At 36.6% G+C, this 26,932-nt stretch carries 23 protein-coding genes; 17 read left to right on the top strand and 6 right to left on the bottom strand.

Features of this window, described 5'->3' with window-relative positions:
• Window positions 1-79 precede the first annotated feature (79 nt).
• From NAG76_05350 to NAG76_05290, 13 genes are all read left to right on the top strand, one after another.
• Window positions 80-1,687 carry an AraC family transcriptional regulator gene (locus NAG76_05350; protein URN95672.1) on the top strand — a complete coding sequence of 536 codons (1,608 nt, stop codon included), beginning with the start codon at window positions 80-82 and terminating at the stop codon, window positions 1,685-1,687.
• A gap of 75 nt (window positions 1,688-1,762) precedes the next feature.
• Window positions 1,763-3,745, top strand: coding sequence for an AraC family transcriptional regulator (locus NAG76_05345; protein URN95671.1), 1,983 nt, complete (start codon window positions 1,763-1,765; stop codon window positions 3,743-3,745).
• Window positions 3,746-3,981: 236 nt separating this feature from the next.
• Entirely contained in the window at window positions 3,982-5,697 is a 1,716-nt protein-coding gene (locus NAG76_05340; protein URN95670.1) for an ABC transporter ATP-binding protein/permease, read from the top strand.
• A 63-nt stretch (window positions 5,698-5,760) separates the two neighbouring features.
• Window positions 5,761-6,813, top strand: coding sequence for an iron ABC transporter permease (locus tag NAG76_05335; protein URN95669.1), 1,053 nt, complete (start codon window positions 5,761-5,763; stop codon window positions 6,811-6,813).
• On the top strand, window positions 6,814-7,848 hold the full coding sequence (locus NAG76_05330; protein ID URN95668.1) for an iron ABC transporter permease: 1,035 nt from the start codon (window positions 6,814-6,816) through the stop codon (window positions 7,846-7,848).
• A 19-nt stretch (window positions 7,849-7,867) separates the two neighbouring features.
• Window positions 7,868-8,920 (top strand): NAD(P)/FAD-dependent oxidoreductase, encoded by a 1,053-nt coding sequence (locus NAG76_05325; protein ID URN95667.1) that lies wholly within the window; start codon window positions 7,868-7,870, stop codon window positions 8,918-8,920.
• Window positions 8,921-8,954: 34 nt separating this feature from the next.
• Window positions 8,955-9,794: an ABC transporter ATP-binding protein gene (locus tag NAG76_05320; protein ID URN95666.1), complete on the top strand. Its 840-nt coding sequence runs from the start codon at window positions 8,955-8,957 to the stop codon at window positions 9,792-9,794.
• 282 nt (window positions 9,795-10,076) lie between these two features.
• A complete protein-coding gene (locus tag NAG76_05315) occupies window positions 10,077-10,649 on the top strand; it encodes a TetR family transcriptional regulator (GenBank protein ID URN95665.1) in 573 nt (190 codons plus the stop codon).
• A gap of 134 nt (window positions 10,650-10,783) precedes the next feature.
• Window positions 10,784-13,891 (top strand): MMPL family transporter, encoded by a 3,108-nt coding sequence (locus NAG76_05310; protein URN95664.1) that lies wholly within the window; start codon window positions 10,784-10,786, stop codon window positions 13,889-13,891.
• Between the two features lie 196 nt (window positions 13,892-14,087).
• A complete protein-coding gene (locus tag NAG76_05305; protein URN95663.1) occupies window positions 14,088-14,432 on the top strand; it encodes an RNA polymerase sigma factor in 345 nt (114 codons plus the stop codon).
• 26 nt (window positions 14,433-14,458) lie between these two features.
• Entirely contained in the window at window positions 14,459-14,695 is a 237-nt protein-coding gene (locus tag NAG76_05300; GenBank protein URN95662.1) for a hypothetical protein, read from the top strand.
• 107 nt (window positions 14,696-14,802) lie between these two features.
• Window positions 14,803-15,147 (top strand): DUF4181 domain-containing protein, encoded by a 345-nt coding sequence (locus NAG76_05295; GenBank protein URN95661.1) that lies wholly within the window; start codon window positions 14,803-14,805, stop codon window positions 15,145-15,147.
• A gap of 62 nt (window positions 15,148-15,209) precedes the next feature.
• A complete protein-coding gene (locus tag NAG76_05290) occupies window positions 15,210-15,650 on the top strand; it encodes a hypothetical protein (GenBank protein URN95660.1) in 441 nt (146 codons plus the stop codon).
• 108 nt (window positions 15,651-15,758) lie between these two features.
• On the opposite strand, the gene NAG76_05285 is transcribed toward NAG76_05290, so the two are convergent.
• A complete protein-coding gene (locus NAG76_05285; GenBank protein ID URN95659.1) occupies window positions 15,759-16,418 on the bottom strand; it encodes a FusB/FusC family EF-G-binding protein in 660 nt (219 codons plus the stop codon).
• A 346-nt stretch (window positions 16,419-16,764) separates the two neighbouring features.
• Here NAG76_05285 and NAG76_05280 point away from each other — a divergent pair, with 346 nt between their 5' ends.
• Window positions 16,765-17,388, top strand: a complete 624-nt coding sequence (locus tag NAG76_05280) for a hypothetical protein (GenBank protein URN95658.1) — start codon at window positions 16,765-16,767, stop codon at window positions 17,386-17,388.
• A gap of 504 nt (window positions 17,389-17,892) precedes the next feature.
• On the top strand, window positions 17,893-18,198 hold the full coding sequence (locus NAG76_05275) for a YqzG/YhdC family protein (protein ID URN95657.1): 306 nt from the start codon (window positions 17,893-17,895) through the stop codon (window positions 18,196-18,198).
• A 76-nt stretch (window positions 18,199-18,274) separates the two neighbouring features.
• Here the strand turns inward: NAG76_05275 and NAG76_05270 are convergent, their stop codons facing one another.
• The 4 genes from NAG76_05270 to NAG76_05255 form a co-directional block, all read right to left on the bottom strand.
• On the bottom strand, window positions 18,275-19,516 hold the full coding sequence (locus NAG76_05270) for a polysaccharide deacetylase family protein (GenBank protein ID URN95656.1): 1,242 nt from the start codon (window positions 19,514-19,516) through the stop codon (window positions 18,275-18,277).
• A 46-nt stretch (window positions 19,517-19,562) separates the two neighbouring features.
• Window positions 19,563-20,312, bottom strand: a complete 750-nt coding sequence (locus NAG76_05265; protein ID URN95655.1) for a hypothetical protein — start codon at window positions 20,310-20,312, stop codon at window positions 19,563-19,565.
• 240 nt (window positions 20,313-20,552) lie between these two features.
• Window positions 20,553-21,470 carry an aldo/keto reductase family oxidoreductase gene (locus NAG76_05260; protein URN95654.1) on the bottom strand — a complete coding sequence of 306 codons (918 nt, stop codon included), beginning with the start codon at window positions 21,468-21,470 and terminating at the stop codon, window positions 20,553-20,555.
• 245 nt (window positions 21,471-21,715) lie between these two features.
• Entirely contained in the window at window positions 21,716-22,339 is a 624-nt protein-coding gene (locus tag NAG76_05255; protein ID URN95653.1) for a TetR/AcrR family transcriptional regulator C-terminal domain-containing protein, read from the bottom strand.
• 164 nt (window positions 22,340-22,503) lie between these two features.
• On the opposite strand from NAG76_05255, the gene NAG76_05250 reads away from it, so the two are divergent.
• Window positions 22,504-23,682 (top strand): DUF3533 domain-containing protein, encoded by a 1,179-nt coding sequence (locus NAG76_05250; GenBank protein URN95652.1) that lies wholly within the window; start codon window positions 22,504-22,506, stop codon window positions 23,680-23,682.
• A gap of 325 nt (window positions 23,683-24,007) precedes the next feature.
• Window positions 24,008-25,630 carry a glycoside hydrolase family 9 protein gene (locus NAG76_05245; protein ID URN95651.1) on the top strand — a complete coding sequence of 541 codons (1,623 nt, stop codon included), beginning with the start codon at window positions 24,008-24,010 and terminating at the stop codon, window positions 25,628-25,630.
• Window positions 25,631-25,724: 94 nt separating this feature from the next.
• Here NAG76_05245 and NAG76_05240 read toward each other — a convergent pair whose 3' ends face one another.
• The gene (locus NAG76_05240) at window positions 25,725-26,684 is read right to left on the bottom strand and encodes an SDR family NAD(P)-dependent oxidoreductase (protein URN95650.1); all 960 of its coding nucleotides are present in this window, start codon (window positions 26,682-26,684) and stop codon (window positions 25,725-25,727) included.
• Window positions 26,685-26,932: the final 248 nt, after the last annotated feature.

The raw sequence follows: 26,932 nt of genomic DNA, 5'->3' as shown, positions 1-26,932 counted from the left end.
GTTTACAGAAACAAACTTTTACATTAGACTATGTTAATAGATATTGATAATCATTATCATTTAATAACGGGAGGCAAATATGGATGATCAGCAACCAGATGTGTACAAAGTATCTAACGTAGTCTATCAATGGCGAGATATTGAGTTTGTGACAGTACCAGCATCACGTTCTCCTTTAATCGTATCCTCAACGTATACGATGCTGCTTATTACTAGTGGGAGTGGCATCTTTCTGAAAAATAAAGTGCGTGAAAGAGTAATAATTGGAGACTGTGTTATTCTTCCCCCTGGCGAAGCAATTGTTATTAAAGTGGGAGATGAAGCTCTTACTTATTATCGAATTGGCTTTGAAGTATTCGGAAGTCTCAATTCAGAATCCGTTGTAACTGGTCAGCCATTACTAGACAAATTGTTGCAACAAGCGATTATTAGCTGTGAATCATTCTCTTCCTGCTTGTTATTAGCAGAGGAGTTATATAAGCAGCATATGCTCATAGATGAACTAGAGCAGATGGAGAATCAGCTTAGATTCCAAAAGCTATTATTATATATTTTGAAGCAATTTCGTAGTACTAATCGCGATACTCACCTACGCAAAGATATTCAAGATTCTATTGAGTACATTAATAATAACTTTCATGAATCGATTAGTATTGAAGAACTTGCAATGATGACTTCTACCAATCGTTCAAGCTATACTCAGCTTTTTAAGGAAATTACAGGTCAACTTCCAATTGATTATTTGAATACACTACGAATTGATAAAGCTCAGCAATTATTACTGATGACAGAAGATAATTTACAACAGATCGCTCAAACGATCGGATATAGTACGGAATATTACTTTAATAGGAAATTCAAAAATAAGGTAGGATTAACTCCGGGAAAATATCGAAGCGGTTATAAAGCCAACTCCAACATATTTGCGCCTTTTCTCGAAGATTTTTTAATAGCGCTAGACGTTAAGCCGGTATTGCAATGTTCACACAAACAATGGGGACAGCAGGAATACTTGAATATGAGTGAGGTACCGACATTTGATGTTACGGCAGAAAATTGGTCAATACTATCTGAATATGATACAGAACTCATCATATTGAGCGAAGGATATGAACGTTGGAGTTTACAGCAGTGCAGTCAAATATCTCCTGTATATAAACTGTTTAGTAGTGCGGAGAATTGGCGAGAAACACTTCAGACAATTGGTACGATAGTTGGACGTAAGGATAAGGTCGCCATCGTTATTGATGAACATGAACAGCATATTGCACAAGCAAGAGCTCAACTTTCTCAAACATTAGGTAATGAATCAGTAGCTGTGCTACGTATTGCATCCAATAGGATTCATCTATATGGTGGTCCGACAAGAGGCTACACCGGACCACTCCTCTATCAAAATCTCGGTCTTGCACAGCCAACTATGGTTCAACGGATTTCTCCTGATGAAAGGAGAGTCAATCTATCTATGGATGCTCTATCGAAGTTAGATGCAGATCATATATTTATTACTTTCGAGAAAGAGGACGAGGTTGGAGCAGGTCGAGAGTTATTGCAATCTTCCATTTGGCAAGCGCTACCCGCTGTGAAAGGTAATCGGGTATATGAGGTAGACTTCTATGCTTGGATGAACTATGGAGTGTTATCTCATAATCGAAAAATTGAAGATATTTTGCGAGTGTTAGCATAGTTATTCCACATTTAATATGAAGCAAAGCAAGATTTGTGCACCTGAATTTATGAAAGAAAGGAGTTAGTGATCACGATGAATTGGGCTAGTCATCTTCTACTATGGAACAATGCCTATATAAAAATAATAGATGTACGTCATATTAAGTTGGAAATGGGAGAGCAGTTAGTTAACTATCAATTTCCAACAAGTACGTTTTTATATACAGTTCGTGGAACAGCACAGATAAAAATGAATGAGTATGTTCAACTTGTGGAACGCTTCTATCTTCTTCACGGAGGAAAGGGGCTACGACTAGATATTACTGCAGAGGAAGCATTTGAATATTACATGGTGCTATATAAAGCGATATTGCCGCTTCCTGCACGTCGTGAATTAATAGAATTATGGGGAAATACTCGCTTATTTCATTCACAGTATGCATTCGAACCACTATATCCGCTACCGTTATATAGAAGCTTCGATAGCATGTTTCAACAATGGCAACAAAAGAAAGAATGGGAGAAGCTACAAGTTAAGGCGTTAATGTATCAATTTATAGTTGAACTTATTCGTCAAATGGAGATGCAACGCATTGAGCCTGTTAAACCAGATTTGACTGCTCAAGTAATTCACTATCTCCAGGAGCACTATGCTGAATCCATTTCCTTAGAGACGATGGCTACAGAACTTGAATGCAGCGTAGGTTATTTATCTAAATTATTTAAGCTACATATGAACACAAGTCCGATGCACTATCTTAGTGAGTTACGAATTTATCATGCCAAAAAACTATTGATAGAAACGAATGCTACATTACAAGAAATTGCAGAAAGTGTAGGTTATTTGGATGGATATTCTTTAAGCCGGAGTTTTAAGCGTATAGAAGGAGTATCGCCTATCCAATATAAAAATAATTGGCTGCGAACGAACAAAGGTGAAGAATTGCCACCTTACAGAAGAAAAAATGCTATTCTCCCTTCCAAATTGAGACGCTACAATTACAGTAGTAATGAAAATCATTATCAATTAGAAGGGGAAGTGAATATTAAGATGTACAGAAATATGAAAGTTACGGCTATGACGGTGATGCTTTGTCTCTCCTTGCTATTGAGTGCTTGTTCTAACGTACAAAATAATAATGGAAATTCGCAAACAGTAGCGAATAGCGGAGTTGCATCATCTCAAAATAACATTCCAGCTGACAAGGCAACGGATCAAGTCGATACAAGAATTGTATCGACGTTAAAGGGGGATGTAGAAATTCCGGCAAATCCACAACGTGTGGCGTCTGATCAATATATGGGTCACTTGCTTAAGTTAGGTATTATGCCTATTGGTGTAAGAGAAGGTATGTTGAACGAGGGTTGGTTTGAAAAGGCAGGAATAACAGAGGATACGATTTCAAAGATTGAAAATTTAGGTGCTTTTCCAATGAATTTAGAGAAATTACTTGAACTCGAACCAGACTTAATCATTGGCTCAATTGAAGATAATATTGAACAATATGAAAAAGTCGGCACAACAGTATTCATTCCATATTGGGAAGGTTTGTCCACAGCTGATCCTATTGAGAAATTTAGAAGAATTAGCGAAATCTTCGGTAAGCAGGATGTAGCCGAGCAATGGATCACTGAATATGAAGCAAGCGTAGTGAAAGCTAGAGAACAAATAAAAGGGATTGTCAAAGATGGTGAAACGGTATCGATTGTACAGATTGGTTCCAAAGCGTTGTATGTATTAGCAGCTGAAGGTGGAAACTACGGAGCTCCGACAATTTATAGTATGCTTCAATTGCCACCAACTGAACAGGCGCTACAAATGACTGAAGGCTTTGAATTGGTATCACAGGAAGTTTTACCAGAATATTTGGGTGATCATATCTTTGTATATATTAATTCCCAAGAAGATGCAGATGAAATTTTAAGTAGTGCTATGTGGAATAGTGTTGAGGCTGTTAAGAAAGGAAATGTTTATATGTACGGAGAATTTGGAGATGAATTTGTTATGGAAGATCCATATTCTCTTGAACAGCAGCTTGATACTATTACAACTCTATTAGTAGAAAGCAACAAATAATAGAACATTACTTGAAAACCGAAGGTAATCACAACCTCCTTTTTTCTTTGTAAAATAGTCATTTAATTCGTCCATTAGCATAGGGCATCGATATTTTGTACAAAAGATTAATTTATTTCGTCCATTGCATAAACATTCATTATGATTTATAGTTTTTTATATACTTGATAATGAGAATCGTTATCATAAAAGTTTAGGTTTCATCGTAAAATATTACTAGCTCAAGGAGGAACAAGATGCTTCGTCGGTTTTTTGAATACTATCGTCCTTATAAGAAGTTATTTATTCTTGATTTTGGCTGCGCGATATTGGCAGCTTTGTTGGAGTTGGCATTTCCAATTGCAGTTAACCGTGTAGTTGATAACTTACTACCAAGTGGTAATTGGAATTGGATTTTATATGCTTGTATTGGATTACTAGTTATCTATATTATTAGCTCGGTTTTACATTTTGTTGTTACATACTGGGGACATATGCTCGGAATAAATATCGAGACGGATATGAGAAAGCAACTATTCAATCGAGTTCAAAAGCTTTCATTCCGTTTTTTCGATAATAATAAGACGGGACATTTAGTTTCTAGAATGACTAATGATTTAATGGATATCGGTGAAATTGCACACCATGGACCAGAGGATTTGTTTGTTGCTATTATGACGCTGACTGGAGCATTTGCTATTATGCTCGGCATTAATTGGCAGCTTGCTGTACTTACCTTTATCATCGTGCCGTTAATGATCTATCTATCGCTTTATTTCAGTAAAAAAATGTCTAGAGCATTTTCTCGTATGTTCTCAGATGTCGCAGATTACAATGCAAGGGTTGAAAATAATATTAGCGGTATTCGTGTTGTTCAAGCTTTTTCTAATGAAGACTATGAAATTGCGAAATTCGCTGATAACAACAATCGATTCAGAATTTCCAAATTAATTGCTTATCGTATTATGGCTTGGAACTCATCATTCAGCTTTGTTCTGATGAAGTTTGTATCGATCTTTGTGTTGATCTTCGGTACATGGTTTGTTCTAAATAAGCAAATGAGCTACGGTGAATTTATTGCGTTTGTTATGTTATCGAATGTTTTCTTAGGACCAATTAAACAAATAAATTCTGTTATTGAAACATACCCGAAAGGGATTGCTGGCTTCCGTAGATTTTTGGAACTGCTAGAGACTGTACCAGATGTAGATGACAAGCCGAATGCGGTTCATCTAGATCAGATTAAAGGAGATATATCATTCTCTAATGTAAGCTTTACCTATGATGAAAAGGAGCCTGTACTGAAAAATATTAACCTTAATGTTGTAGCGGGAGAAACTGTTGCACTTGTCGGTCCATCTGGTGGTGGAAAGACTACACTTTGTTCATTACTTCCACGTTTTTATGATGTTACTGAAGGTTCTATAACAATAGATGGATTGGATATTAGGGATCTTACACTTCATTCTTTACGTTCTCACATCGGAATCGTACAACAAGATGTGTTCTTATTCGATGGTTCTATTCGTGAAAATATTGCTTACGGTAAGTTACATGCTAACGAGGAAGAAATATGTGAAGCAGCTCGTCGTGCACAATTAGTGGATACGATTGAGTCAATGCCCGAAGGATTGGATACTTTGATTGGTGAACGGGGAGTGAAACTGTCCGGTGGGCAGAAGCAACGGTTATCGATTGCTCGAATGTTCTTGAAAAATCCTCGAATTCTTATTCTAGATGAGGCAACTTCTGCACTAGATACAGAAACAGAAACAGCAATTCAATCTGCGCTAGAAGAATTGTCTGAAGGGCGTACAACGCTTGTAATTGCTCATCGTCTAGCGACAATCAAAAATGCTGACCGCATTATTGTTGTAGCAGAGCAAGGAATTGCTGAAGAAGGACGACATGCAGAATTATTACAATCGGAAGGAATTTATAGTCGACTACATCAGGCTCAATTCGGTGCGTAATGAAATTCCGTTAAGTTCACACAAAAAGCCGTAAACGATAAATATACAGATAGGGAGAGTAAGATGGCAGCTATACAGGAATCTAACAATATGATAACTACATCACCTGTGAAACTTAGAACCCGTCCAATTACTGCAACACTTATATTAATTGGAGGTTTTGCGGCATTGCTAATAAGTATGGCTGTGTCTGTTTCATTTGGTGCAGCAAAGATTCCTTTGTCGTTAGTGTGGGAAGCAATATTTCAATTTAATCCGAACATAACGGAACATAATATTATTCAAGAATTGCGTCTTCCACGTGTTATAGGAGGCGCAATGATTGGTGCAAGCTTTGCGGTAGCAGGAGCAATTATGCAGGGAATGACGCGCAATCCAATGGCAGATTCAGGTTTGCTTGGCATTAATGCTGGTTCTGGATTTGTTATTGCACTTTGCTTTGCATTTTTTCCGGGACTTTCGTTCTCGATGCTTATTATATACTCTTTTATCGGAGCAGCAATGGGAGCAATTATCGTATTTGGCGTTGGGTCTCTTGCTGTAGGTGGACTTACTCCTATAAGGCTAGTTCTCGCTGGTGCAGCAGTAAGTGCACTGCTTATTGCTCTAAGTCAAGGAATAGCTCTTTACTTTAAAATTGGGCTTGATCTAGCATATTTTTATGCAGGCGGTGTTGCAGGAACGAAGTGGTATCAACTGAAAATAATGCTACCGTGGGTTATAGGTGCATTAATTACAGCGATGATTCTTTCCAGATCGATATCTCTACTAAGTCTAGGAGAAGATATTGCTGCTGGATTAGGGCAAAGAACGAAACTCGTTAAGTTTGTAGGAGTAATAGTGGTGCTTATTCTAGCTGGTTCTGCGGTTTCAGTAGTAGGCTCAGTAGGTTTTATTGGACTTATTATCCCTCATCTAACACGCTATCTAGTAGGTGTCGATTACAAATGGATTATCCCTTGCTCCGCAATTCTTGGTAGTCTGCTAGTTGTCCTTGCTGACCTATGCGCAAGAATGATTAATCCCCCGTATGAGACACCAATTGGAGCACTTATTGCCATAATAGGTGTTCCCTTCTTCCTATATCTTGCTCGTAAAGAGAGGAGGGAGTTATAGATGGAACACTCACCTATATTTGTTGCTTCTAGGCAGAGAAAGAAAAAATCCTACATTGTTATAGGTATTATGATTCTTCTAATTATTATAGCTTTCGTCATTAGTATGAACAGTGGACATATGAAGTTAGGACCAATGACGGTATTTAAAACACTATTTGGATACGGAACGAAACAACAATCCACTATATTATTTGAATTCAGATTACCTCGTATTGTCATTTCAATGCTAGTAGGTGCGGGGCTTGCAGTATCAGGTTGTATTCTTCAAGGTATTTCGCGTAATGCACTAGCAGATCCAGGTATTCTAGGTATTAACGCAGGTGCAGGGTTAATGGTTATGCTCTATATTTCATTCTTTACAACAGCTACAATAGGTTCAATTTTTCTAGTACCTGTACTTGCACTAATAGGAGCAGGTGCAACAGCATCTTTAATTTACATGCTATCTTACAAGAAGAATGAGGGGATCTCGCCGATTAGACTAATACTAACGGGAATTGCAGTTGCGGCAGGTATTAGTTCAGTTATGATCGTATTGACGTTGAGGCTAAATCCGGATAAATATCAAATGGTTGCCACATGGTTAGCAGGGAGTATATGGGGAGCGAACTGGAGTTATGTACTCTCCCTTCTTCCATGGATTGTAATATTAATACCACTAGCTATGTATAAGGCAAAAATAATGAACATATTGAGTTTAGGTGATCAGACGGCAACAGGGCTAGGTGCTCCTATTGAGAAGGAAAGAATAATATTACTAGCTATTGCGGTTGGACTTTCTGGTGCCTCTGTAGCAGTAAGCGGGGGGATAGGTTTTGTAGGTTTAATTGGACCTCATCTGGCTAAACGAATTGTTGGCCCAAAACATCAATTTCTTATTCCTACTTCGGCACTTGTAGGAAGCTTACTTATGCTTGTATCGGATACCGTCGGTCGCGTAATCTTGCAACCATCTGAGATACCAACAGGAATTGTTGTAGCCGTTCTAGGAGCACCATATTTCTTATATCAGTTAGCAAAATCCAAATCTTAATATAGAAGGAGAACATACAATGGAAAATAGACACATACTTGATGTAACTATTGTGGGTGGAGGGCCAGCAGGATTATACGCAGCCTTTTATGGTGGTTTGCGAGAGCTATCTATTAAAATTATCGAATTTCAGCCTCATCTTGGTGGCAAGGTTCATATCTATCCAGAAAAAATGATATGGGATGTAGGTGGGTTGAAACCTACTCCTGGCGCACAATTAATCGAACAGTTGGAATCACAGGCTAGAACATTTGATCCTGAGGTTGTACTTGGACAGAAAGTGATCTCTGTATCGAGAGCAGAGGATGGCATATTTGAACTACTAACGGCAAGTGGAGAGAAGCATTATTCAAAAACAATAATATTTGCGGTGGGCGGAGGAATATTGAAACCTACTAAACTTAATATTGAAGGTGCTGAACGGTTTGAGGTGACGAATTTACACTATACAGTCAAATCTCTTGCCTATTTCAAGAATAAGATCGTACTCATTTCCGGCGGAGGAAATGCAGCAATAGATTGGGCCAATGAGCTTGAACCTATTGCCGAAAAGGTATATCTAACCTATCGTAGTGACATGCTTAAAGGCCATGAGGCAGAAATATCGCGACTTCGTAATAGTTCTGCAGAGCTGTTGCTTAATACAACAATTGAAACTTTGGTAGCTTCTGATGATCATGAATCTATAGAACGTGTCATATTAAAGAAAAACGATGATAATGAGCAACTAGAACTGGCAGTCGACGAAGTTATTATTAACCATGGTTATGAGCGTGAGATGGAATTACTGAAGCAAAGCGAGCTGAAAATCGAACTTGAGGAAGACTACTGGATTGCAGGAACTCCGATGAGTGAAACTTCTATTGCAGGAATTTATGCAGCTGGTGATATATTGCATCATGAGGGTAAGTTGCATCTTATTGCTGGGGCATTCCAAGATGCTGCCAATGCGATTAACAAAGCAAAGCAATTTATTACACCTGACGCAAGAGCAAATGGTATGGTGTCTTCACATAATGAGCTCTTCAAAAAGAAAAATAAGGAGCTTATGAAAGAGCTTCTAACGAAATAATATAATATTTGTTGCTAAAGGAGTGAGCCGCATTATGGAACGATTATATACAGAGCATCTTCATATTGCATATTCCGAGCGTGTTATCGTGGATGATCTTAACATTGTCATTCCAAAAGGTAAAATAACTGCTTTGATAGGAGCTAATGGTTCTGGAAAATCAACAATATTAAAGGCAGTGGCTCGTATGTTGAAGCCAAAAGCAGGAATGGTCTATCTTGATGGTAAATCTATTCACGGCATGTCTACAAAAGAAGTAGCAAAACATCTAGCTATTCTTCCACAAAATCCAGTAGCACCTGATGGTCTTACTGTGTCTGAGTTAATTTCATATGGACGTTTCCCATATCAAAAGGGATTTGGCTCGCTTACTAAGGAAGACAAGGAAATTATTCATTGGGCAATCGAAGTGACGGGAATGCTAGAGTTTCACAATAGACCAATCGATCAATTGTCGGGCGGCCAACGTCAAAGAGCTTGGATTGCTATGGCTCTTGCGCAAGGAACTGACATGTTATTTCTTGATGAACCGACAACTTATCTAGATATGGCACATCAATTAGAGGTACTTAAGTTGCTACAACAATTGAATGCAGAAGAAGGTAGAACGATTGTTATGGTTGTCCATGACCTTAATCATGCTACTCGCTATGCACAGCATATTGTAGCGATTAGGCAGGGAGAAGTTATTAGTGAGGGATCACCAGATGAAGTGGTGACAAAGGATGTATTAAGGGCAGTATTTGGTATCGAAGCTGATATTATTGCTGATCCTAGAACTGGAGTGCCGCTATGTCTTCCATTTGAATTGGCGAATGCTCATTCAGATGACTCGGAGAAAAATGAACGAAAGCATGCCGTTGCTATGGCGTAAAGCATCTTAGCCGAAAAGATATAGTTATTACAATATTATTTAAATTAGTTGCATCTAAAAGTCCAAATTATCAATGACAATGGGATGAAGTTTAGGTAGCAGATATAGAGGGTTTATAGAGTATAGAAGGTTTAAGATAACAGAGCGGTACTCAAGATCTAAATTCGGTACAACCGCGGATTTAGATCTTGAGCTTTGCAATTCATCATACATAGTTGCAAAGCTAAACTAGTTGTTGTAATATAATGAATGAATATTCATTCCGTTTGTAAGGAGAAAGTTATGGCTAACAATAAGCGTGAAGATATACTCAGCGCAGCTTTGAATTTATTTGCTAGTAGAGGATACGATGGAACGACTGTACCGATGATTGCTGAGCAAGCCAATGTAGGTGCAGGAACGATTTATCGTTATTTTGAAAGTAAAGAGCAACTAGTAAATGACCTATTCCAGCAATGGGTTGGTAATTTAGCCAGTAGTATTGTGATGGGTGAAGAAGAGAATCGGTTGCCACTTAGAGAACAATTCAGTTGGATATTTAAGAGACTAATCTCTTTTTCCAGTGATCATCTTGATGCAGTATTGTTTATAGACTCTCATTGTGGTGCTCTTTATTTAGATGAAAAAAGTTCACATGAATTTAACACAATGCTTAACGTATTTCGCGAAGTACTTGAATATGGTAAGAAAGAGGGAATCATCAGAGACTTTAATGTGAATGCATTAATTGGCATGGTATGGGGAGCGTTTGTCCAGCTATTCAAACTTATTCGTGTTGGCATATTACAAAATAATGATGAGTTGTTCACACATGCTGAAGAGAGTTGTTGGGACGCTATAAAAAATAGCAATTAATAAACTGAACCTACTATAGGTTCTATTACAGAGAAGGAATGAATATTCATTCCTAAAAAGTTGTGCTCTCGATGTGACTTTTTGTTACTAAGAAGTAGTTAAGGAAGTTACAAACAGTTTTAGGAGGAGTTAGAGTGAAGAAATGGTTAAACGCTAGATCGATAAGTTTAGTAAGCTGGATTGTTATTACAATACTTGTGCTCTTGATGATGCCGAATATGGATCAGTTGGTGAGAGAGAAAGGTCAAATAACGATACCAGATTCTGCACAAAGTGAATTTGCAGCACAGCTAATGAATGAGATGCAGGATAAAGATAATCCATCGTATGATATTATTGCCGTATTTAATAGTGGTACGAATGAAGCTTTATCCACAGCACAACTTACTCAAGTCGAAAGTATTATTGGGCAATTAAAGACTGAAAGTAGTAAGCTCGGCATAGTGGAGATGACTACGCATCTTGATCATGAAGCTGCGGAGAAGCAATTAGCCTCTGAGGATGGAACTACGATCTTGATGCAAATTGCGGTAAGTCAGGACAGTGGAACGATTACGGAGATCGCGGATCGTTTGAATGAAGTGGTTGATCAAGAAGGAATAGAAACATATTTAACGGGTACAGGATTAGTATTAGAAGATTTTGTACAATCGTTGCAAGAAGGTATTCAACGAACAGAAGTTATTGCCATCGTATTTATACTTATTGTTCTTATTATTGTATTCCGTTCACCAATCGTTCCACTTATCTCATTACTATCGGTAGGTGTATCGTATCTTGTATCGATGGGTATTGTTGCTCAGTTAGTAGATCATTTTAATTATCCGTTCTCTAATTTCACACAAGTATTTCTAGTCGTTATCTTATTCGGGATTGGTACGGACTACAATATACTATTATTTACACGATTCAAAGAAGAACTCAGTCGATCCAACAATGTTCTGGAAGCTATTAAAACTACGTACCAAACAGCGGGAAAAACAGTAGTATATAGTGGATTGGCTGTATTTATAGGTTTTATTACGCTAATATTCGCGGAATTCCAAGTGTATCGTTCAAGTTCAGCAGTAGCTATAGGTGTTGCTGTACTAATTCTCGTACTACTTACGTTAAATCCATTCTTTATGGCGATTATGGGCAAAAAAATGTTCTGGCCGGTGAAAAAGTTCGAAGGACATAGTGATAGTCGTTTATGGGCAATGTTATCTAAGTTTTCAGTTATGCGACCAATTATTACATTAGTTCTTATTCTGGCATTATGTATTCCTATCGCGTTGTCATACAGTAGAGTATTAAGCTATAACGATCTTATTGAAGTTGAAGATCATTTCCGCTCCAAGCAAGGGATTAATGTAATTGAAGAGCATTATTCTGCAGGTTTCTCATCACCTACATCGTTAGTATTGAAGATGGATCGTGAGCTCGATAATACATTAGATTTGCAAGCTATTGATGAATTAGCGGCTTCTTTATTAAACGTAGATGGCGTATCGAATATATTTACCGTTACGCGGCCTGAAGGTGAAAAAATTAATGAATTATATATTAGTGATCAAACAAGCGAACTTAATTCAGGATTGAATGAAGTATCAGATGGAGTTAATACAATTAATGATGGATTTAAAGGTGTAGAGGATCAGTTAGCTGGTCAGGACACCAATGATCTAAATAGTATACAACAACTAATTGACGGAACAAGCACAGTTCAAGCAGGGGCAACACAATTAGGCAATGTACTAGAGCAACTGTCAGACGGAATAAAGAGTGGTGCTACAGGAGCAGATGAACTAGCAACAGGGCTGACAACGTTACAGGGTAATATTACAGAGCTTTCTACAGGTGTATCTCGTTTGTATGATGGATACTCGGAATTATATTCAGGATTGAATTTATATGGAAATCAATTTACAGCGATTAAGCAAGCGATTAACGGTACTATTGAAGGTTATAAGCAAATCGAGCAGAGCATGAATCTGCTTATCGAAGAACAACCAGAGCTAGTGAATCATGCGAGTATTCAGACGACGCTCGCAATAGCGGCTTCAGCACAGACACAACTGTCCGAATTAGTTACTGGTCTTGATCAATTTAGTTCACAACATGTAGCAGCGATGTCGGCATTAGCGACAGCGAATGAATCATTGCTCGCAGTGAACGGTGCGTTTGGATTAATGAATGACGGTGTTACCGCACTTATCGCAGGATCAGATCGTTTAAGCAAAGGTTTAGAAGAAGGTTCACAAGGTTCAGCCGAGATCGCTGGGAAAAGTGGAGAACTTGCATCGGGTATTGGACAGATTAATGATGGACAACGTGAAGTATTAGCTAAATTAACTGGTCTTGTTGAACAGATGACAGAGTTACAAAGTGGCTTATCCGAAAGTACGAATGGATTAGACCAGATCAGTGAAGGATTGACGGAAGCTCAAAACTATTTAATTGGTTTAAGTGGTTCATCAGCTGCTCAGAAATTTTATATTCCTGACGACATTATTGCAAGCGATGAATTCCAGCAATCGATGGATATGTATATGTCCGATGATCGTAAGTATGTAACGATGAATATTGTACTGTCAGTCAATCCATATAGCAAAGAAGCGATTACTATCGTACAAAATGTGAATAAGCAGCTTCAAGCATCTATTGAGGGCAGCATATTACAAGATGGAGAGTATGCACTTGGTGGAAAGTCAGCACAAAATGTAGATCTTCAACAAATTTCAAGCTCCGATCTGAATCGAACAGCGGTTATGATGCTAATTGGAATAGGCATTGTATTACTATTTATAACAAGATCGTTGTGGAGCTCGCTCATTATTGTAGCTTCCTTATTGATAACTTATCTCGTATCACTTGGACTTACGGAATTAGTAACTACAGAGATCTTAAAGGTTGAAGCTGTTGGTTGGAACGTACCATTCTTCGGATTTATTATGATTGTTGCGCTTGGCGTAGATTATAGTATATTCCTTATGATGCGTTATCGTGAAGTACAACATATTGAGAAAGATGCGATACTTGTTGCCGCGCGTAATATCGGAGGTGTCGTTATCTCGGCTGCGGTTATTCTTGGTGGAACATTTGCCGCGCTAATTCCATCAGGAATATATACATTAATTGAAGTAGCTATTATGGTTATATTTGGATTAATAATATTAAGTCTCATTATGTTGCCAGCATTTATGCCTGCTATTATGTCTTTAATGGGAAAAGCAAGTAAGCGTCGATCTAGTGAAGAGTAATTGAAATAGAATGTGAAATGCCGAGTAGAGGGGAACGTAATAACTCCCTTGACTCGGCATTTTCAATTTAATTAAGAAGATATATAGAGGATAATATTTATTAGATTTACAACAGATTTGAAAAGTAAATAAAACGGATTGAAACATTTTTCTGTTTTAGTACGTGTTACATGTAGAAGAAGGTGAGGGGTAACAGATGGATGGCATGAGTAAACATGAAATCATGGAAATATTGGTCAACAAGTACGCTGATATGGTTCTACGTTTGGCATTATCTCACCTAGGAAACTTGGCTGATGCACAGGATGCGTGTCAGGAGGTATATATTAAGCTATTCAAACACTCGCAAACTTTTAAAGATGCTGAGCATGAGAAGGCTTGGGTTATACGAGTAACGATAAATACTTGTAAAGATATAATCAGAAGTCCATGGAAGAAATGGTTTACAACTTATGAGGAAGTGCCTCTTCCTAATCATCATAATGAGAGAGTAGTGTTCCTGGGTTACCTGTTACTATTGCAAGTGAAGATGCGGATATAATTAAATTAAAATATACTGATGGTCAATTGTTACTATGGAATAGAGCTGAATCTCAAATAACATACCTTAATAACGGAGCAACTGTTAAGCCCGGTGAAACGATATACTGGTCGCCTTTGTTAAAGGATGCCTCGCAACAACCAGCAGCGACCAATGCAGAAATTGAGATAACTGCATTCAAAGATAAAATTAAGCTTGGGAGTAATACGATAGAGATAACTCTAGGTAAAGATAACTTATATACAGGAGTATTAAAAGAATAGAGATGTCATTGCAAAACCAAATGAAAGTTGTTAGATTTGGAATATATTGTTTAACATAGACTATTTATTACGTACTAAGACTTTTTACTACAAGAGGAGACCTAACAGTGACTACTATTTTATTAATATCTTTATTCCTCACTCTCACGCATTGGATTTTAAGAAAAGAGATTGTTGATACTGATAGAGAAGAACTTACTGAAGCGGGTAAGAAAGTTAATATGTGGGGTAAGATTATACTTGTAACCATTGGTTTTATTACCGTAATTATTTTGTTTAGTTTAGATGAATTATATGGCGATGTTATGAAGAGGTTTATTATCATATTTATAATAATGGCACTGGGATTTCAGACATTTATAGATTGGAAGTTTCTTAAGGGCACAAGAGAATATATTGTTTCACTTATTGTGCTAATACTGGGTGTAAATTTGGTTTATTTTCTGTACTAGTCAAAGTGCAACAATACATCTCTATTATCGGCTAATGAATGGAAGAAACAAGGAGGGATAGTTTGAAGAAAGCTCTGTTTTTACTAATTTCACTTTGGCTGGCAAGCACTTTTTTTGGAACAGAGTCAATTTATGCGGATTGGGCTCACAGATTTGTTGTGAATGATGGTGAATCCTATATCATTACGGACAATTCAATAGAAACAGATCAAATCGGTTCTAAAATTGGGAAAGTTACATCGTATTCAGACGAGGAAGGCACATACTGGGGTAATTTTTCGAATCACTATCCCAAAGGTACGGAATATTACAATATTAAAGGCGTTGACATCAAAGATGCAATTGCAATAAAGGTGAATGATGGATCATTTGTAAAAGCGGACTACAATGGGGAATATGCAGGTGCACTATTTAATTGGAAAAAAGTTGTATGGTATATCGTCGGGGCATTCTTGTTAATTATTGTTCTTATTTTTGTGAAAAACAACTGGAAACGACGCTAATAATATTGTAACGACAGTCGGATATTCGACTGTCGTTTTCTTAAGTTATTAGACAGCATGTTTGTAAAAAAAAATACTGCCGAATATTCGGCAGTATTTCTAATCTAATTATAATTTTCCTAAGACATCTCGGAAAAATTTGTCTAATACAGTTACATTCGTAATATTATGGTTGCAAGTATTACTGTTCACACACATATAGTTACCCATCGCCTTATAATAATCCGGAGATGCTTTTGCCGGCTTTGCCTTAATAACCGAGGTGAATAAAGCTACCTTCTCATGCTTATTACATAGAAAGCATACGCCTTTTTTATGTGTGGGAGTAAACCTTCCTTCTATTCCGACAATTTGATTATCTAGACGATAAATGAGAAACATTTTGTTCGTAGCGATATCAGTCCAACCGAGATAGGTGACATAGCGGTAATCAAGCTCCGCCCAATTCGGCGTCTTCAGTTTTTTGATTTTTGGAAACAGCTTCTTCAACTGGATATCCGTTAATTTAGGGAATTCCTCTACATAAGGTTCAAGTGAATTCAAGTACGATTGAAATTCAGTTGTTGAGTTAATTGTAGAAATTGCATTGAGAGATTGCAGTTGTTGCTCGTTGGTTACCGGACAAGTCTCTAAAACAGTAACTTGAGCTTGTTCTCGGACTGACTGTATGACTTTCTGATTGTTTGCCGTATTATAGGCATTTTGTAGCAAACTTACTTGCTTCTTAATCAGATTGTATTGATGGTTTCTAATGAATGTATTGCTCATGCTTTTCAGCCCCTTATGATATAATCGAAAATTCAATAAGGTGCAAAACCGATTCTTAGAAACGATATAGAGCGAAAGTTAAATGAACCGTCCACCCCCACACAAAGTATCGCCCCTACATCAGGCTTTGCATGAGTCGTTGCTCATCCCGGCAACTTGATTTACCATCACTACCGACCCCCTTTAGATAATCTCATTGTAAAATAAATAGATCCTCGAGACAACTTTAATGGAAGTTTAGTGGAAATAATCCTTCATTTATAATTGGATAAAATTGTAACATAAGTTCTGTTAAAAACGTTTAGTAAGTGAGGCATTACTAATATTAAGATAAGGGGGGATTATGATGAAAAGAAAAATAAATTTGGTTCTACTCATCTGTTTCATTGTAAGTATGGTGACTATAGTTGCTCCTTCGAGTGTATATGCTTGTTCTTGTGCCGAACCTTTAACTGTCGAAGAAGAACTTAATCGGTCTGAAGCAGTTTTTTCTGGTCGTGTACTTGAAGTTAAAGAAGTTAAAAACTTGAATGGATATATGACGAAATCTGCATTATTCGAAGTTAGTGAGATATGGAAGGGAGGATCAGAGTCTCAAATTATTATTCATACTGGAGGCGGTGGCGGTGATTGCGGATATCACTTTGAAGAAGGTAAGGAATATTTAGTATATGCCAGTTTATCTACTATGTATGGAGAAAAAGAGCAACTTGTTTCCATAATGTGTGATCGAACGAATATATTAGCTCAAGCGGAAGAGGATCTAACAATATTAGGTGAAGGTAAATTACCCATGGAACAAGTAAATCTTAAGAGAGATTTAGTTGACTTAGGCGAAGGTAAATTACCAATAGAACAAGTAAATGTTGATGAGGGAATTGAGCGTACTTCTTTATATGTTTGGGTAATAGCTGTTGGGATTGTAGTACTTGGTATAATAGTTGTCTTGATTTGGAGAAAACGAAGATAGTAATCCTCAACACTTATTTTTTATTTTAAGAATAATATGATTTGGGAAGAGGGTGAGTAGAGTGATGAAAAATAAGATGAGAAATCTTCTCGTACTACTTTTAGTAGCATCTATCACGTATAATTTTTATATGTTTTATGACAACAAGCACTCTATCAAACAAGAGCAAAGACGAAATCAATCTGGTTTAGAGTTTATTTCCGTTCTTGGGAAGAATATAGCTGGAAGGTTAGAGGAATTTCTCAATCATTCTCATAGAGTAGAAAACGAAGAGTCTAGAGAAATACTGTATAATTCGTGAAGAATTGTTCAAGGGGAAAGTCGAAGTGTTAGTACAGAATTATCGATTATAAATGAAGAAAATGTTAATTCTATACTTGTAATTGACTCATTAACTGAACAAATGAAGATTATAGGGATGAATAATCAATTCAGATTTGTTAAGGAATAGGTCGGGATAATAGAGGAGATATTATTAGTATATTCTCTAGATAGGTGGTTATTATGAGAAAATTAATGATATCATTATTAACTCTATTAATTATGTTCGCAGTCTCAGTAGAAGCTGAGCCTGAATACGCAAAATGGGGTAGTATAGCAGTAGACGCGACACAAAAACGTTACAGCGCAGACATTATTGATTATAAATACATCGGTCGTAAAGATTTAACAACATATAAGTGTGAAGAGAAATTTAAACTATGGATTAGAAACAAAGAGGGCAAAGAGTTTGAGGTTTATGTATCAATCCAGTTTGATTCATCCACTGAAAAAATCCAATCAATTCAATTTTCTGAATCTACTCAGTAGATAAAAATAAAGATCAACTAAACGAAAACGAAATAGTTAATCGTCTAGAGGACCTATTACTTTTACTATAATTAGTTTAATGTAAATTGACAATTTTCAAATTTCGTTCTTGTAAATTTTCTATTATTTTCGGTAAAGCATCAATAACAGATTTAGATTCGTGAAAAATGATGATTGATCCAGATACATCAGTGTCACGTACATATTTGAATATCTTATTAGAATCATTAGTTTTCCAGTCTTCAGAATCCCTATTCCAAAGTACTATTTTGAATTCGTTATTATATATTATATCTTCTACTTGTTCATTTACGTCTCCATACGGTGGTCTAAAGAGGACTACTTCTTCCTTCGTAATATCCTCGATTATCTTAGAAGACTGTAAAAGTTGATTTTTTTGTGCTTCAATGGAGAGCTTCGTCATTTCAGAATGGTCCATAGAATGACTACCAATAGAATAACCATTTGATTGTACATATCGGACATGGTCAGGAAGTTTTTTGGCGTTAATTCCCAAGAAAAAAAAAGTACCACCGACCTCATATTGCTTTAATATATCGGTAATTGCCATTGTGTACTTAGAAGGACCATCATCAAATGTAAGAGCGACGTATCCTTCCGGAATACTGTATGTTAAGGAATCAACAATTGTTATATAAGGAAGACCAGACGGCTTAGTATCAACATTTTCTATTGTAATAGTGGAGATAACATTACTTCTTTCAATTTTTGAAAGATTAGTGATCATTTTAAACCCTGAATTAGAAACAATTGCAGTGGTACTTTTATTTGTAGTAGTTTTTGAATGATGATCTAAGTAAACAAATATTATGAACAATACAACGCTAATCATCGCAATTACCCATTTTGTTATTGTATTGTAGTATTTCGTGGTAGTTACTATGTTTTTTTTGGTTATGTTTTCAATCGTTGTGACATTATGTACGGATAGATCCATAGATATAAAAGGTAGCTTATTCAAATCAGTAATACTTTGGCTGTTTTTTATAGATTCTAAACTGTTTTTGTATTGATTTGAACATGTGAAATATATCCGATCACTTATATCTCGGTATGTTTTTGTAAATGAGCTAATAAATTGGTTTACGGATGTGTCAAATGCTGTATGTAACGATAATCTATATTTATGATAACCGTCAATTTCAAATATATTTGTGAAATTTCCAGCAGTTTCGCAGTCAATTTCCCACAAAACGTAAAATTCTTGCTCACCAGTTAATTTTATTCGCAAATATGATTTTTCATTATTCTTTTCTATAGCTACTAGTTCAAGTAATTTTACGTAATTTACTGACATTGTTGTCCCTTTCTCTAGTAGCAGATGCGATTATTTCACAAAACGTTTACTCTGATTGTGATGGGTTAGAGGTGGAAGTCTTCGCTGAGAAAGAGAATGACATTCTCTCGGTAAAATCATTGATGGTATTCATTAAATCTGCTTTTTCATTAGCAATTTTTTGATACTGTTCGGAATATTTTTGATTTTCGATTTCTAAGCTTCTAATTGTATCTTCAAGCTCATTAACTTTTAACATGCTCTGATATTGATTTTTTGAGGATTCCTCGGAATGCTTATTGTATTTAGATATTTCTATTTCAAGTTGATTTGAAATTTTTTCATATTCCATGTTTGATGTAAGCTGGTATTCCTTATAATCTTCGAGGAGCTGATCATAACTCATTTGTTTATTGGTTAGGTTATTTTCTAAATCACGGATTTCTTTATGCTTTTCTTGGAGAAGTTGATCTTTTTTTATTTGATCGTGTTTAAACCGAGTAATTGTTTCATTTGTAGCAATTAACTGTTCCTCAAGTCCTCTGTTCTTAAAAGAAAGCAATTGTCGTTCCTTTAGCATGTTTTCTATTGAAACCATGACATCCAATACTATTTTATCTTGGTTATCTTTAGTGAAAAAATGTTTATTTATATCTGCATTTATTTGCTCAGACTCTTCCATTGTTTTAGAAGAATCTTCGAAAAGAAATTCAGTGACAAGTTCTTGTTTGTCTATAGGATTCTTCTCCACTGGGTGTTGATTTGATAGGACACTCTTAAACCAATTCTTACCCTTTTTTTCTATTTCACTGGCCAAAATATCATCTCCTATTGAAATTCATGAGTTTAAGGTTGTTCCGTGTATAATATTGTATTTTATTAAGATTCTAATTTAATTGTATATCGACCTCGAAAAATGTCAACTATTGTCGGAATTTTTATGAGAAAGGAGCTAATTCAAAAAAATTAAAGAAGCGGCATTCCAGGACATTTAATTAATGTGTCCGAGAATGTCGCTTATCTTTGTATAATCGTTTTTATTTCGTCTACTACATAACTAAGGCAAAATATTTCCTGCTGCTAGGAAGATCGCATACCATTCCTCGCGAGTTAGCTTAATGTCGCTTGCTTTAGCGCAATCCGCAAGACGCTCAAGATTCATTGTACCAGTTACTGGTTGCATATTAGCCGGATGACGAAGCAACCAAGCAATAGCAATTGTAGTATTGCTTACATTGTATTTTGCAGCAATCTCATCTATTTTTAGGTTCAATTCTGGGAACTTCTCATTGCCAAGGAAAACACCTTCAAAGAATCCGTATTGGAATGGTGACCAAGGTTGGATGGTAATATCATTCAAACGACAGAAGTCTAGAATTCCACCATCACGATCAACTGCTGCACTGTTTCCCATATTTACATTGAAGCCATTTGCAATCATAGTTGCATTCGTAATGCTAAGTTGCAGTTGATTTGCGACAAGCGGTTGTTTCACAGATTTTTTCAAAAGTTGAATTTGCATAGGAGTTTGATTAGACACGCCGAAGTGACGAACTTTTCCACTACTCTCAAGTTTATCAAAAGCTTCAGCAACTTCATCTGGTTCTACTAATGTATCTGGACGATGCAATAGTAGTATATCTAAGTAATCTGTTCTAAGACGTTGTAATATTTGATCAACAGATTCTAAAATATGTTCTTTCGAGAAGTCGAACATTCCTTTACGAATACCACATTTAGATTGCAAGATGATCTTCTCGCGTACATCGTCGCTCATATGTATTGCATCTGCAAAGATTTCTTCGCATTGACCTCCGCCATAAATATCGGCATGATCAAAGAAATTAGCACCTAAATCTAATGACCCTTGTACGAAACGTTCAGCTTGAGTTTTATCAAGAGAATTGATTCGCATACAACCTACAGCAATTACAGGTACTTCTAATGCAGATGTTCCAAGTTTAATTGTTCTCATCGTTACATTCCTCCTAAAACTTTTTTGTACACACATTAACAAACTTACCCGCTAACGAAAAAGTAGCATCGGAAGCATAATCAAATAGATATCCATAGAATTGCTTTTACCGAGTTGCCATAATATCGAGATAACAACTCGTACACTACCTATTGTTACATACTTTTTAGTGAATGCTCAATGGCATAATCATCTTTTATTTACTTTCTTAGTATACCGCAATATAGAAAGTAGAGAATGTTTTGCTATTTGTGACTTTGTGGTTTTTCGCGAATCCCTGAAGACACAATTAGACCATGATTTGCAATATTCATAATCATCGCGCCAATTTCATTTGGGGTTTCGGGAAGATTATTCTCTAACCAATACATAATCATACCTACAGCGGCAGATGTCATATAGGCAAGTAAATAATGTGTAGGTACAGGAGCTGAAGAAGTACCAGGAATGTGTAATTCAAATTTATTATATAAAGCGCCAGTTAATATTTTTTTAAGATGTAATACATACGAAGGATCACCTTTAGATCCTAATATAGTCGTATAAAATTGGCGATCCGCACTTAATTCTTCTAGTATGGCAACGATTCTGGGGTATGGAATGTTTTGATCAGCATATTGACCATGCTCATAAGGATCAACTTGCTTAATAAGTTCAGTCAATATATCAATCTTTTCATTCATAATCTGTTGCACCATATGACGAACATCTTGATAGTGCAGATAAAATGTACCACGATTTAAATCTGCTACATTCGCAATGTCTGTTACAGTTACATGATCCAAACCTTTCTGCTCTATACAAGTAAGTAATGCTTGCAACAGCTGTTGCTTCGTTTTCACTTGTCTTCGATCATATCTAATCGTCATTTGATCACTCCTTATACTATCTTAATGAACAGAAAAACTGTTCACTGTTGATTAGTTAACAGTTAGCTAAACATTGATTATTGTGATTGCTACTACCTCTTATTATAATAGACAACATAATCATTATTCAACGCTATGTTGATTAAAATAAGGAGTGAGTCAGTATGAAGATAAGTAAGTATAAAGGTTATGCAATCGTAATTGTAGCTGTTCTAGTTGTGACGATAATATTTGGAGTAGCGATGTTTGGTTCCATCGCAGATGCTAAGCCAAAAGAGCTTCCGGTTGCGCTAATTGTACTTGATGAAGGAGTATTAATGCCAGATGGAAGTGTCTATAATGTTGGAGCTACGCTTGCACAGCAATGGCAGGCTAATGCTGAGCTACCTTTCGAGTGGCAGCAAGCGACTTCCGAAGAAGAACTCCAACTTCAATTCGATAATCAAGAAGTATATGGAGCAATCATATTGCCGAAGGAGTTAAGTGCTAATCTGTTATCTTTAGCAACGCCTACTCCAGAGCAAGCTATAATGAAAGCAATTTACAATGAAGGAATGAATTCACAAGCAACAAGCGTTATTAAGCAAGTAATGCACAATGTATTGGGTGTCATGAATGAGCAACTATCACAACAATTACTAACTCAAGTAAGTGCACAAACTGGTGGGGCGATTCCTGCCACTATTGCAGCAGAGTTGATCTCACCAATTCAGTTGGAAGAACAAATTGTTCATCCTATTGGTGAGCGTCAAGCGATGGGTAATGCACCGGGATTACTCACGCAAATGTTGTGGATCAGTAACTTAATAACTGCAGCAGCACTGTTTTTCATATTGCGTAAATTTAACGCAACCGCTATTCATCCATTGAAGAATAGAGTAGAACAAGCAACTATCGGATTAATTTTACCAATAATAACTTCGGCGTTGATGGTATGGATGGCTTCATCATGGTACGGAATGGAACTTACATCATCCTTTGAAACATGGGTATGGTTAACGGTTGTATCCTACAGCTTCTTCTATATGCAGTCCGCTTTGTTAAACTGGATTGGATTACCTGCCATGGGTTTACTCGTATTACTAATGTTCTTCTCAATGCCAGTGATGAATCTCGCACCGCAGTTTTTATCGGATGTGACGGTAACCTATTTATATAATTGGACTCCACTTAGAATTGCAACATCGAGTATTCGAGAAGTCTTATACTTTGGCGGATTACAGTTTAATACAAATACAGCAATAACGATCTTAACCATCGCGATTTTATCAATGGTATTATTGATAACTTCCAGTGTTGCAGGGGAACGTAACAATAATGAAAAACAAATTAGTGTTAAGTAATAGTCCTATGATGACTAATTTAATATAATGCGAATACGATATACGAGGAAAGAGTAATCCGCTAAGTGGGTAGCTCTTTCTTTTGTTTTATATGGAAATGATTACAAGAAATACTGCTTGTGCTACAATGAAAATATATCATCAAGAAGAATAAAGAGCATGTAAATTGTTATAGATAGGCATGAATATAAGTGTTATTGAAAACGTGTTCACGGTATGAAATTATAATAAACGTGACAGATGATGTACCTCTCAAATTTGAATATGCTGGCTAAAGGATTTATTTAAGTCAAGTAAGTAATAAAACATTTTAGGGGGATCTGATATGACTTCATCATTACATTCCATTATTGCAATTAATCAATTAGGTTATCGAGAAGCAGATAGTAAAAAAGCGATACTTACAGAGCTTGAAGGTGATTTCTACGTAGTAGATTTTTATAGCAATGAGAAAGTATTCCAAGGTACCACAACAGAAGCTAAGTATGACCAAGCATCAGGGACAGTAGTTAGTACAGCAGATTTCTCATCGTGCAGAACACCGGGAACCTACTATATAGCATTTGAGCCTGAAGTGAAATCCTACCCATTTATTATTGGAGACGATGTGTATTGTGATGTACAACGCGCTTTACTTAAAGCATTTTACTATTTACGCTGTGGCGTTGAATTAGATGAGCAGTATGCCGGAGTATGGAAACATGGTCCATGTCATACATCTCTAGTCCATGTGCATAGCGCCCCAGATCAACAATTTGATGGATGTGGTGGTTGGCACGATGCTGGAGATTATGGTAAATACATTGTTGCAGCAGGAAAAGCAGTCGCTGATTTACTACTAGCCTATGAGTGGTATCCACAAGCATTTGTGACACCAATTCCATTACCAGAAAGTAATGATCGTATGGATGACGTGCTACATGAGTGTAAAGTAGAACTTGATTGGATGTTACGAATGCAAGATCAAGCAAGTGGCGGTGTATATCACAAATTAACAACATTAAAGTTTCCACCAAACGATACGATGCCAGAAGCTGATCTTGCTCCACTATATGCTTCACCTATATCAGCGACAGCTACTGCTAGTTTCGCAGCAACATTAGCATTAGCGGCTCGCATCTATCAATCTATAGATGAAAATTATGCTGTACATTGCTTACAACAAGCGAAATTTGCTTGGAAATGGCTTGAAGAGCATCCGAGTTATCCTGATTTTCATAATCCAACTGATGTTGAAACTGGTGAATATGGGGATCCAGTAGATCATGATGAACGTTATTGGGCGGCAGCTGAATTATATCGTACAACTGGAGAGGCGAAATACCATGAAGTTTTTCTAGACTTGGTAAGAGAACAAGATTTCGATCACTATCAACTTGGTTGGACTGATATGGGAGGATACGGTACGATCTGCTACTTGCTTACGGAGCATGATCAAGATAAAGCTGTTGTTGCGCTACTTCGCAATGGATTACAACAAAGAGTAACACAATTAGTGGAGATTAGTAAACAGGATGGATACGGAATTTCAATGTTACCTGAGCACTATGTGTGGGGGAGCAATATGAATGTTATGAACAATGCGATGCTTTTACTAATTGCGGATAAATTATGTTCTACCTCGCAGTATGAAGCTGTTGTTGCACAGCACGTGCATTATATACTTGGCACCAATGTGATGGGTACCAGCTATGTCACAGGATTTGGTTCTAAGCCGATAATGAATCCACATCATCGTCCATCAATTGGAGATGGTATTGTTGATCCTGTTCCTGGTATGCTATCTGGGGGTCCGAACAAAAATTTACAAGATGAAATTGCCATAGCGGAGCTTCAGGGAGCAGCACCAGCGGCAGCATTTATCGATCATATAGAGAGTTATGCGACCAATGAAATCACTATTTATTGGAATTCACCAGCTGTATTTGTACTATCTCATTTTATATAATATCTCGACTTACATGACATAACAAACAGCCTGCCAAAAGAGATGATATACCATCATCAATGCTTTTGGTAGGCTGTTTATTGTAATTGAGCAATTATATCTGTCTAGATAATATATTATCCGTTGCTTGCTCGCAAAACACCCAGACTTGATTCAAATATGTATGATTGGTCGCATAGGCGGGATAGTATTGATCGCTAGTAAGATATCGCACAAGTTGAAAAGGATGAGGTTTCTCACTTGTTGCAGCTTTCATAACGATTCCTCGATGGTTAATAAGTGATCCAGTAATGTCTGAATAGTTAGCTGAAGTACATATATCATAATAAAGCTTCGCCATACTACTTGTTGGCTGTGAGGTAGGATTTTGTAACCTAGCGAGCATGCGATAGCGAGAGCTTAGATTGGCTATCGTTTCGGGAGATAGTTTAACTCGATTAATTTGCAGCGCATTAACTCTAACTTTTTGTCCTTTTAATTGATCTGAGAGTTTAATTGTTAAGAGAAATAAAGCCATTTTTGAATCTCCATATAATTTGTAACTATTGAACGGTCGTTGATTGGCGTATTCACCGCGTAGATTATCATACTCAATCTGCCTTTTTGGATCAAAGAAATGTTTAATATTTGTTGTACATGCATGTAGAATAGCAGGTTGCTTGGCCTTGCCCAGTTGAGGTAACAAAAGCTGTGTTAATAAATACGGACCAACAACATTTGTAGCAAAAGACAGCTCAATATTATCTTCACTTAACAAATATCGAGGCTCACCATGCTTCAAATAAGCAGCATTATGAATGAGTAGATCAAGTTTCTCAAATTTCTCGATGAATTGTTGGACAAATTGTTGAATAGAAGCGAACGAAGAGATGTCGAGTTGCATTAACGTAATGTTATTATTTCCTGTACTGCTGATCAACTCTTGTTGAATATTTCTACTGCGCTGGATACTTCTACAAGCCATAATGACATGGTCACCTTCTGAGGCGAATTTTTGTGTTGCAGCTTTACCAATGCCTGAATTAGCACCAGTAATAATTACGGTACGACTCATCGAAATACCTCCAGCTATCTATTTTAAATTAGATTTATTGTAAATACATTGAAATTATGTAGTAAAGTGTCATATGGATTAAACACATATTATCATGAATCTATTATCTATGTCTGTACTGAAGGCGAACAGCGATATATTTATATGGAATGAATTAGCTAGAATCTGGTTTCCTTATCGCTTCATATTATTGAGGGGATCCAATTTTCAACATGATATTTCATAAGCAATATTGAAAATTATCGTTG

This window comes from Candidatus Pristimantibacillus lignocellulolyticus, from assembly GCA_023639215.1.
Classification (GTDB): domain Bacteria; phylum Bacillota; class Bacilli; order Paenibacillales; family Paenibacillaceae; genus Pristimantibacillus; species Pristimantibacillus lignocellulolyticus.
This window is presented reverse-complemented; position numbering and strand designations above follow the sequence as displayed.